2 protein-coding genes are annotated in these 11,252 nt (G+C 60.1%); one reads left to right on the top strand and one right to left on the bottom strand.

The window, feature by feature from the left end; genetic code table 11:
- Positions 1–105 precede the first annotated feature (105 nt).
- Positions 106–3,816 carry a methionine synthase gene (gene metH / locus CKW30_RS02525; protein WP_095179733.1) on the top strand — a complete coding sequence of 1,237 codons (3,711 nt, stop codon included), beginning with the start codon at positions 106–108 and terminating at the stop codon, positions 3,814–3,816.
- Between the two features lie 48 nt (positions 3,817–3,864).
- On the opposite strand, the gene CKW30_RS02520 is transcribed toward metH, so the two are convergent.
- On the bottom strand, positions 3,865–11,232 hold the full coding sequence (locus CKW30_RS02520) for a dermonecrotic toxin domain-containing protein (RefSeq protein WP_095179732.1): 7,368 nt from the start codon (positions 11,230–11,232) through the stop codon (positions 3,865–3,867).
- Positions 11,233–11,252: the final 20 nt, after the last annotated feature.

Raw genomic sequence — 11,252 nt, 5'->3', positions numbered from 1 at the left:
TCGTACCAACATGAGCGATATTCATGCAAAAGCTGCACATGCTCCAAAAGCGCACAGGTTTGCTATGATCGCGCTCCTTCGTAATGGTCTTTCCGAGTAGTCCACATGTCCGATCGCAGCGTCCGCCTTCAAGCTCTCAAGCAAGCCCTCAAAGAGCGCATCCTGATTCTCGACGGCGGGATGGGCACGATGATCCAGAGCTACAAGCTCGAAGAACAGGATTATCGCGGCAAGCGCTTCGCGGACTGGCCGAGTGACGTCAAGGGCAACAACGACCTGCTGGTGATCACCCGTCCGGACGTGATCGGCGGTATCGAAAAAGCCTATCTGGACGCCGGCGCCGACATTCTCGAAACCAACACCTTCAACGCCACGCGCATTTCCATGGCCGATTACGGTATGGAAGAGCTGGCGTACGAGTTAAACGTAGAAGGCGCACGTCTGGCGCGCAAGATTGCCGACGCCAAGACCGCCGAAAACCCGGCCAAGCCGCGCTTCGTGGCCGGCGTGCTCGGCCCGACCAGCCGCACCTGCTCACTGTCGCCCGACGTCAACAACCCCGGCTACCGCAACGTCACCTTCGATGAGCTGGTGGAAAACTACACCGAAGCCACCAAAGGCCTGATCGAGGGCGGCGCCGACCTGATTCTGATCGAAACCATTTTCGACACCCTCAACGCCAAGGCGGCGATCTTCGCCGTACAAGGTGTGTTCGAAGAGCTGCACCTCGAATTGCCGATCATGATTTCCGGGACCATCACCGACGCCTCCGGTCGAACCCTGTCCGGCCAGACCACCGAGGCGTTCTGGAACTCGGTGGCCCACGCCAAGCCGATCTCCGTGGGTTTGAACTGCGCCCTCGGCGCCAGCGAACTGCGCCCGTACCTGGAAGAGCTGTCGAACAAGGCCAGCACCCACGTTTCGGCGCACCCGAACGCCGGCCTGCCCAATGAATTCGGCGAGTACGATGAACTGCCCTCGCAAACCGCGAAAGTCATCGAAGAGTTCGCCCAGAGCGGTTTCCTCAACATCGTCGGCGGTTGCTGCGGCACCACGCCGGGGCACATCGAAGCGATTGCCAAAGCTGTGGCCGGTTATGCGCCGCGGCAGATTCCGGACATTCCCGAGGCCTGCCGCCTTTCGGGTCTGGAGCCGTTCACCATTGATCGCAGCTCGCTGTTCGTCAACGTCGGCGAGCGCACCAACATCACCGGTTCGGCAAAATTCGCCCGCCTGATCCGTGAAGACAACTACACCGAAGCCCTCGAAGTCGCGCTGCAGCAGGTCGAGGCCGGCGCGCAGATCATCGACATCAACATGGACGAGGGCATGCTCGATTCGAAGAAGGCCATGGTCACCTTCCTCAATCTGATCGCCGGCGAACCGGATATCTCGCGCGTGCCGATCATGATCGACTCGTCGAAATGGGAAGTCATCGAAGCCGGCCTCAAGTGCATTCAGGGCAAGGGCATCGTCAACTCGATCAGCATGAAAGAAGGCGTCGAGCAGTTCATCCATCACGCCAAGCTGTGCAAGCGCTACGGCGCTGCGGTGGTGGTGATGGCCTTCGACGAAGCCGGCCAGGCCGACACCGAAGCGCGCAAAAAGGAAATCTGCAAACGCTCCTACGACATTCTGGTCAACGAAGTCGGCTTCCCGCCGGAAGACATCATCTTCGACCCGAACATCTTCGCCGTCGCCACCGGCATCGAAGAACACAACAACTACGCAGTCGATTTCATCAACGCCTGCGCCTACATCCGCGACGAACTGCCGTATGCGCTGAGCTCCGGCGGCGTGTCCAACGTGTCGTTCTCGTTCCGTGGCAACAACCCGGTGCGTGAGGCGATTCACTCGGTGTTCCTGCTCTACGCGATCCGCGCCGGGCTGACCATGGGCATCGTCAACGCCGGTCAACTGGAGATCTACGATCAGATCCCGGTGGAGCTGCGCGACGCGGTCGAAGACGTGATCCTCAATCGCACCCCGGACGGCACCGACGCCCTCCTCGCCATCGCTGACAAGTACAAGGGCGACGGTAGCGTCAAGGAAGCCGAGACCGAAGAGTGGCGTAACTGGGACGTCAACAAACGTCTGGAACATGCGCTGGTCAAGGGCATTACGACGCACATCGTCGAAGACACCGAAGAATCCCGCCAGTCGTTTGCGCGGCCGATCGAAGTGATCGAAGGCCCGCTGATGTCCGGCATGAACATCGTCGGCGACCTGTTCGGCGCCGGCAAAATGTTCCTCCCGCAAGTGGTGAAATCCGCCCGCGTGATGAAGCAGGCCGTGGCGCACTTGATCCCGTTCATCGAACTGGAGAAAGGCGACAAGCCGGAAGCCAAGGGCAAGATCCTCATGGCCACGGTCAAGGGCGACGTGCACGACATCGGCAAGAACATCGTTGGCGTGGTGCTTGGTTGCAACGGCTATGACATCGTCGACCTCGGCGTGATGGTCCCGGCCGAGAAGATCCTGCAGGTCGCCAAAGAAGAAAAATGCGACATCATCGGCCTTTCCGGCCTGATCACGCCGTCGCTGGACGAGATGGTTCACGTTGCCCGCGAAATGCAGCGTCAGGACTTCCATCTGCCACTGATGATCGGTGGCGCGACCACCTCCAAGGCGCACACTGCGGTGAAGATCGAGCCGAAGTACAGCAACGATGCCGTGGTCTACGTGACCGACGCCTCGCGCGCCGTCGGCGTGGCGACACAGTTGTTGTCCAAGGAGCTCAAGGCCGGTTTCGTCGAGAAGACCCGCCTGGAATACATCGACGTGCGCGAGCGCACTTCCAATCGCAGCGCCCGCACCGAACGCCTGAGCTATGCCGCCGCCATCGCCAAGAAGCCGCAATTCGACTGGGCCAATTATCAGCCAGTGGTACCGACCTTCACCGGCAGCAAGGTGCTCGACAATATCGATTTGAACGTGCTGGCCGAGTACATCGACTGGACGCCTTTCTTCATTTCCTGGGACCTGGCCGGCAAGTTCCCGCGCATCCTTGAAGATGAAGTGGTCGGTGAGGCCGCCACTGCGCTGTACAAGGACGCCCGGGAAATGCTCACCAAACTGATCGACGAAAAGCTGATCAGCGCCCGTGCGGTGTTCGGTTTCTGGCCAGCCAATCAGGTCAACGAAGACGACATCGAGCTGTACGACGACAACGGCAAGCCGCTGGCCAAGCTGCATCACTTGCGCCAGCAGATCATCAAGACCGACGGCAAGCCGAACTTCTGCCTCGCCGACTTCGTTGCGCCCAAAGACAGCGAAGTCACCGACTACGTCGGCGGCTTCATTACCACCGCCGGCATCGGCGCCGAAGAAGTGGCCAAGGCTTATCAGGACGCTGGCGACGACTACAACTCGATCATGGTCAAGGCCCTCGCCGACCGCTTGGCCGAGGCCTGCGCCGAATGGCTGCACCAGCAAGTGCGTAAAGAACATTGGGGTTACGCCAAGGATGAAACCCTCGACAACGATGCACTGATCAAAGAGCAATACCGTGGCATCCGCCCCGCTCCCGGCTACCCGGCCTGCCCGGATCACACCGAGAAAGCGGCACTGTTCACCCTGCTCGATCCAGAGGCTGCGGAAATGCGCGCCGGGCGCAGTGGCGTGTTCCTCACCGAACACTACGCAATGTTCCCCGCCGCAGCGGTCAGCGGCTGGTACTTCGCCCATCCGCAAGCGCAATACTTTGCGGTGGGCAAGATCGACAAGGATCAGGTGCAAAGCTACACCGCACGCAAGGGACAGGATCTGAGCGTGACCGAGCGTTGGCTGGCGCCGAATCTGGGTTACGACAGCTGATCGGGCCGCGGACCTGGGAGCGCCCTGCTCCCAGGTCTGCTCGATCACTCAGTCGCGGCGCCACGAAGGCCCGGGTTTCGGTGAAGACGGGGCCGATGGCGACGCTCCCGCATCCTGCGACGCCAGGCTCTCCAGTTCTGTGCGAGTCAAAGCCTTGAGCTTCTCGATACGCGCCTCCGCCCTTTCGATTTCAAGCACTCTCATCGCGTCCAGATAATTGCTGTTTTCTTTATCGGGGTAGGCATCCTCGACCGCTTCGTGCCGCTGGGTGGCGTCGCGCTCGAGTGCCTCGAACGCCGCGACGTGGCGATCCTGCAGATAGCGGATCCAGTAGTCCCGCGCAATCAGATCTTCCAGAAACAGCGGTGATGCCTCGTCCGCGAGAACCGAGGCTCGCGCGTCGAGCAATCGCTGCCCGCGAATCGGTGAGGCGTACAACATGTGTTCGGGTTGCGCCGGCAACTCAAGGTCGTCCGGCCAGCCGCGTGTCAGGCCGATGCGGTATTGCAGGCGGACTTCCGCGCGATCCTTGTTCCTGGCGGCGGCTTCGGCCAATCGATCCACCCTTTCCAGGCGGAACAGCCGTCGAGTCAGGTCTAGCAACGCTCTGCCGCGTTGCAGCGGACGATGCCGCGGAATGTCGCGCAGGGCGTTGAACTCATAGACGCGGGTTTCCAGTTCGCTGAAAGACAGGATCCGGCCATCGGGGCACGTGCCGTGGGTTTCGGCGTTGAGGAACAACAGCTCGCGCAGTTCAGCGTTTTGCGTGGCAGCCTGGATCACCTGCCAGACCCGATGGGTCAGTTCGGCGCCGGCAAACCTGAATTCCAGGGTGTAGGGCAGAGTCGAGAGCAAATGAAAGAACGCCTCATGGTTGGCCTGTCGAGCCAATTGCAGCCATAGCGCTTGCCGCGCTGCACGCGCATCTGCATGGGTATAGGTCATCCAGGTTTCCATCGCCGGCGCCGCCACATCCTGCGCCGGATTGGCAATCACCTCCGCTGCTTCCACAGCGGCATGCGCATCCACGGACCTGCTAGCCCCACCACCTCCGCCACGCGGATCATCGCCGTCGTCGCTATCGGACCCTGAGCCCGAGCTTGAGCCCGAGTCCGAATCCGAATCCGATTCGGAACTGGTATCGCTTTCCGAGTCGCTCATACGCTCGGCGATCAAACGCTGCAATGACTCGGGCGTGTAGCCGAGCACATCACCTGCGCCATGCGCGAAGCTGTAGTCCCTGATCTGCTCAAATGCGTTAAGTGACAGCGAGTTTTCCGACAGATCGGTGCCCGCCACAAGCGCCTCGTGATTGCCGCCCAACAGCCGGTCCGGGAAGACCATGATGTTGTTGCCCGACAGGTCCAGCCTTTGCAGAGGGGCCAATTCAAGTACACCTTCAGGCCAGAAATCCAGACCGTTCTGGGCGAGGTTGAGGGTTTCCAGACGGCTGAAGGTTCTGGCGCTGAACTCTTCCAGCTGATTGTGGCTGAGGTCGAGCCAGCGCAGCCGCGCCCCGCTCGCGTGCTGATACACGCTTTGCGCCACGGCCAGGCGGTTACCACTCAATTCCAGCCGCTCGAGCCGGTTCAGACTGCCGACAGCTTCCGGCAGATGTACCAGTCCATTGCCATTGAGCATCAGAGTGGTCAACTCCGGAAACGCCGGGCAGAAGAGGTTGAAACTCTCGACGGAAAATTTTGCCCCGGTCAGGTCCAGCGTTCGCACATGGGAAAACACGTTTGACAACACGGGTAAATCACCCATGCCGCTCGCAGAAAGGCTCAGCGTCCGCCCGGCGGATTCGGTATGGCCAGTAAGCCCGTCCCGCCAGCAAGCGCGGATCCTGGTCGCGTCGAAGAACCTTGCAGATGGCGATGCCCTTTCACCAGACCCTTGCGCCGGATTGAAGATCCAGCCGTTCAACTCACGCGTCAACGTCTCGTTACTCGCTCGCCACTGGGTCAGTCTGCCCACCATCTGCTCATTGGACAGACCCTCATTGCGTAAACGCTCAACGCTGGCCTGGGCATTTTCAAGTGAAAGTGACGGAAAGATTTCCACCACGGTACGGCTCATGTCGGCGCCTTGCGTAATGGCCGTGGCAGATGGCAGCGGCAATAGATGAGCGGCGCGATTCAGTGCCGTGTCAGGCGTCGCACTGCTGGAACTGGCGAGTAACGATGCCGATTGCGATTCGAACCGTTGCAAAGCGCTGTCGGGCAAACCCAGGGCCTTTTCAATACGTTTCTGCGCCGCCCTTAAGCTCGCTTCGCCGTTGCCACTGAAGAGGTTGTTCAACAGGCGGGTCTTGAGCAGCACCGCGTCGTTGGCCAGCACGTGTTCGGGGAGCGAACCGATGGTGTTATGACGCAAATCCAGTGCCTGCAAATGCGCCAGGTTCTCCGCCCCCTTGGGCCATTCATTGAGCCCGCTTGAGCTAAGATTCAGTGTCTTCAGCCCGGTCAGGCGAGAAACGTCCAGTGTGTCGAGCCGATTGAGCCGGGCATTGAGATGTTCCAGACTGCTCAGCGCGTCGAATTGGTCTTGAACCTCAGGGGTCACGACAATACGGTTGAAAGACAGGTCCAGCTGTGCGAGCTGCGGCAAATCGGCTGGCCGGACCGGCACTTCGCTCAATCCGCAGGAGGTGATTTCCAGGCTTGTGACGCCACTGAATGCCTGGAGAAAACCGCGAATCTGTTCGATCGGCACAGTCAACCGGTCCAGCCGAACGTTTTGCACATGAGCAAACGTACCGGCCGGCAATTGCGGCAGCTCACTGACCGACTCCGCGCCCTGCGCCCAAGCGGTGTCGACCAGCTCAAACACACTTGCGTCGTCGAGATCGCTGCCGGATGTCCAGTCCATCGCATTGAACGGACGAACATCGTCATTCAAGCGATAACGCCTGCGTATGGCGGCGCGCCAGTTTTTTTCCAGGGCACGAACCACCCGGGCATTGGGTGGCGTCTGCCAGCGTGCTGCCGGCGTCGCATTACGCAATCCTCTGGATGCGGTGGCCTCGTAGAACTGGCGGAAAATTGCGCTGTGCTCCACTCGCAGAATCTCCACGGCTTTGAGCCGGGTTTCCGGAGTATTCCAAAGGCTCATGATGCGCTGAGGTAATGGATTGAGACGGCCGGCCTCGCCTGTGAGGAACTGCAGTTCCCCGGCGCAGTAGCGGCGGACCATCGAGTCCAGATCAACCAGATGCCCCCACTCCCCCATGTAGCTTTTCACGTAGTCGTAAGCAGGTTTGAACGCTTCATGGGAAAACTTCGACCAATCCAGGGACAAACCGGCCCAGAGTTTCTCGTGCCCGACATAGAGGGTCTGTGGAAGGGACGCGATAGCGGTCTGCGTCAGATCCAGACGTTCCAGCTCAGGCAGTCGTTCCACATAAGCCGGCCACTGCGTCAGGCCCGGCGCTTCAATCTTGAGTTTCTTCAGTCGTTCAAGGGGAGCCAGATCCAGGTCAAGCGGGCTGCCTGCGCCGCCGGGAAAATCAAGATGAAGCTCCTCAACGGCGGTCAAGCTGCGCAATCTTGTCGCCAGATCGGCAGCCATCACCCTGGCTGGGGTTCGTAACTTGAGCTTCTTCAACCCAGACATGCGCGTCACGCTCAGGGGCAAGGTCGTCAATGACTGCTCCTGCTCCATGTACGCGCCAAACAGACTGCCTCGCTCTCCCAGCGATAACTTTTCGACGTTGGCAAATCGCGCCAGGAAAGCGTCAGCATTGGCGTCGGTCAGGCCCCCACCGCCAATCGAAAGTTCACGCACATGAGCAAAGTCGGCGGTCAGCTCTGGCAGAGGATCGTAGGTGAGAATCGACAGCTGATCGGCACCCGCGAGCCCAGTGGACAAAGCGTTGCGCCAGCAGGCTTTCAGCGCTTGCGCGGCGAGAAACCTGTAATTTGTTCCGGAGCGTTCCCAGGGCGCCGCAGCCGCTGTGCCTGCCCATTCATCCAGCGTCGCCTTCAGTTGTTCCCACTCACGCCGACGTGATTGCAACAGCTCGAAAATGGCGCGGTTGTCTTTTCCTGCCCGGTATTGGTCAAGTAGGAAACCGTGAGCCAGTTCGTCGCTCAGTTGCGGGTAGAGATCCTGCACATGAGCCAGCAGGTTCGGTGCCGATCCCGCGCCGCGTCCACTGGCGGGATAACCGATCAAGGTAGCGTTCACCCGCACCGGCGGCTTTATCCACTTGACCTGCGGCGCCAGCAGCGCGGGTGCGTCCGCCTGGTGCTGGTCGGCGTAATCGATGATCTTTGCTTGCAACCCGGCAGACTGCCCGACCTCAGGCACACCGAGGCTGCGGCGCGCGTGATCAGGCAGGGCATGCATGATCGACGAGTAAAAGTTGTCGCCGTTGCGAGGCAGGCTGTTGAGTGCCTCGCCGCGTTCGTTGAATGCTTGAAACTGAACGCCTTTTTTGATCAGGTATTTTTTCTCGCCGGCTGTTTCACTGCCGATGCTGTCAAGCAGCATGCCGGCGCCATGGCCTTCGCGAACCTCAATGCGAATACTGTCGGGCCACCCCGCCAATTGCTCGAGCGTGTGCAACGCCAGACGCCGGCTGTCCGCAGAAGCGACGTTTTCGCTACGCAGACCGGCATATGCCGCTACCTGTCGACTCTGATGCGCGTACCAGCGGGCTTCCTCCAGCAGGCGCAAAGGTACTCGTTGCCCTGAGCCGAGCCGCTCAAGATCATCGGGGCGACCATGGGCCAGCACCGTTTGCGCCGCCGGCTCACTGAGTCCGGGGCAGGCCTTCTGCAAACGCACAACCTGCGGATCAACGGGGTCGGTCCCCAGATAAATGCTGTCGTAAATCGCCGGCTGGCGGGTGTCTGCGTATTCGGCGATCTGCTTGCCAAACTCTGCAGGTCGGGCATCGCCCACGCGTGCGCCCTGCTCGCCGAGAAGCCGAGTGATTTCTGCCTCGTCCAGCGCTGCGAGAATACGTGCTGGCAGTTCACCGCTGAAGATATCGGCCCGCGATATCTGAATGGGTGGCTTGACGCCGACGTCGCGAAACCGCCGCGCGGAGCCATACCTGACGGACTTGCCGGACAATTGCTCGCCGTCGAAGACTTCCAGCACCCGGTTCTCCGGCCATCGCGGCATTTCGGTGATCAGCGGCAATGCATAGAGGTACAGTTCATCGATCGGTTTTGTCCCGCGCAACTGCTCGACAACCAGTGCCGCGTTGCCGCCTGCTTGCATCATGCGCATGGCCTGGGTCAGTTCCGGTGGCGGTAGCGCAGAATCGATGTGCATCTTGCGCAGGGCGGCGTCACTGACACCGCTGATATCGGCAGCCTTGATCAGCTGTTCATCGGAGAAGGCATCGGTTGCATGGCCGATACGTCGCAGCAGGGTCAGACGATCCCAATCCTGCGGACGCTCCAGCGAATGACGCCAGGCACCGCGTCCATTGCTGTCGAGCACCGGCTGCCAGGCGTTGATGTCGGTCGGATGCCTGAGCCGCCATTTGCCGATCGATTCATCGAAAAACTGCTCGTAGACCTTGCCGCTCTGGCGAATATAGGTTTTGCCGTCAAGCACATGCTGGCCGGCACTGTTCGGGCCGGGACTGACTGGCAGCGCGACAGCGGACTCGTAAGCATTCAGGTCGGGTTTCCACAGTCGGGTTTCGCCGTTGGCCAACTTCACCGGATGCAGCCTTTCAATGACCGGCACGGCTTGGGCGCTGGCGATTTTCCGCACTCCCGCGCCCACACCTGCCATCAGCGCAATCTGCGCGAGGTTTTCTGCCACATCGATCAAATGATCCTTGGCCGCACGACGGTCGCCCTCGGCCCATTCAATTGCGCCCTCGAGCGTTTCAGAGAGCAATTGCCCGGCCATCACCACCATCATCACTTCACCCAACACAGGCACGAACATCGAAACCATGTTCAGACCAAGCATGCCGAGCTGCATCAGATGGGCCAGTTTGACGTCTCGTGCTTTCGCATCGACATCGGCAGTGGGTACCGCGTGACTTTTCGCGTCGGCCAACACCTTGGCGCGATTCTGCGCATAAAGGTATTGCCACAAGTCCTCGTTCGCCGCCCAAAGCCCTCGCCCCTTGCGTCCAACGGTTGACGGCGCGATGTAAGGATCCGCCACTGGCTCCCATTTGACCTGGCGTTCGGGTGGTACCTGCTGAATCCGGGTAAAGGCTGAACCGCCGGCCAAGCCCTGAAGCACCGACAGCCATGGCGAGCGCAGCAGATCCCAAGCATCGCCCGCTGAGTCGGCTGCCTTTTGCCTGAACTGGCTGAAATAATAGGGGCGCTGATCATAGGGCAGGAACTGACTGAAAAAACGCTGGTAGGCGGTGGGCTCTGCGTTGGTCTGTTGCGAAGCATCACGTGCGGTGAGCAAGCGCTCGAGCTCTTCGCGCATTTGCTCGAACGTGTAGCGCTTGAGCGGATGTTCCGGGTCGTTGGGGATGTAAAGGATCAGTTCATCGGTGTAACGATATTTTTCGCAGATGACGAAAGCCACGCACCCGGTCAGCCTTTTTTTCATCAGGCCGAGGTCCTGGAACCAGACTTGCTTGCGCCCCATCCACGGGTGCATTTCGCCGTCGATGACCGAGAGGATCATCGCGTGATCTGCCGCCTCGATGTCATTGCGCAATAGCGCCTGTTCGGCTGCGGCGCGCATCGCTGCCTTCTGGCTGGCGATGAAGCGTTCGCTGAGCACCGCCGCTGCCACCGCTTCCCCCGGATGGAAAAATCCCTGCAGGTATGTCTGGTATTGCTGGCCGATATCCAGATTGCGGCAAAGGTGCAAAAACTGGCTGACCGTGAGGCCTGTGTCGACGTGCTTGAATGTGTCCGCAGCAGGCGTCGCCACAACAAAACCGGAGCTCGAATGATAAGTATCTTCACATTCGTCAGCTTCGAAGTTGTGCAGCGAGGCTTCCAGCAGCGTGATCTTGAGAACCTCGAACGAGGCCAATACGGTTCTCTGAATACCCATTTCGACCGGGCGCCGCAGACATAACAGGGTTTTGTCTACATCGATTTCCAGCGCGTATTGGTCCTTCAAGGCTTTGATCAATAACGGCCTGGCGAATGATTCGACATCGACGAATTTCGCCATGCTTTTGTCGAGACTGTTCTGGGCAATGACGCTGGCCTTGAAAGTCTCGTCGAGGGTTTTGCGCTGGGCCGGCGTCGCATGCTGATACCAGGCTGGTAACGCGGTCGGAACCGCCTTGAGCGCCTCGCGCCGATGCGGCAAAGCGCTGGTCAACCATTGCGGGATCGATGTCTCGAGAAACTCGCCATGCAGGCTTTGCGTTGCAATGAGCTTTACTGACCGACCGGGGTCTGCCGGCTGAGCGGTCGACGCAGGCAGCGCCGACACTGGTTTGGGGGGGATAACGTTCATGGTCACTCCTTTTTCATGGA

The organism is Pseudomonas sp. Irchel 3F6 (assembly GCF_900187595.1).
In the GTDB taxonomy this organism is placed as follows: Bacteria; Pseudomonadota; Gammaproteobacteria; order Pseudomonadales; family Pseudomonadaceae; genus Aquipseudomonas; species Aquipseudomonas siliginis.
This window is presented reverse-complemented; position numbering and strand designations above follow the sequence as displayed.

Coding starts and splice junctions, on each gene's coding strand:
- metH (WP_095179733.1), top strand. CDS start 106: ATGTCCGATCGCAGCGTCCGCCTTCAAGCTCTCAAGCAAGCCCTCAAA.
- CKW30_RS02520 (WP_095179732.1), bottom strand. CDS start 11,232: ATGAACGTTATCCCCCCCAAACCAGTGTCGGCGCTGCCTGCGTCGACC.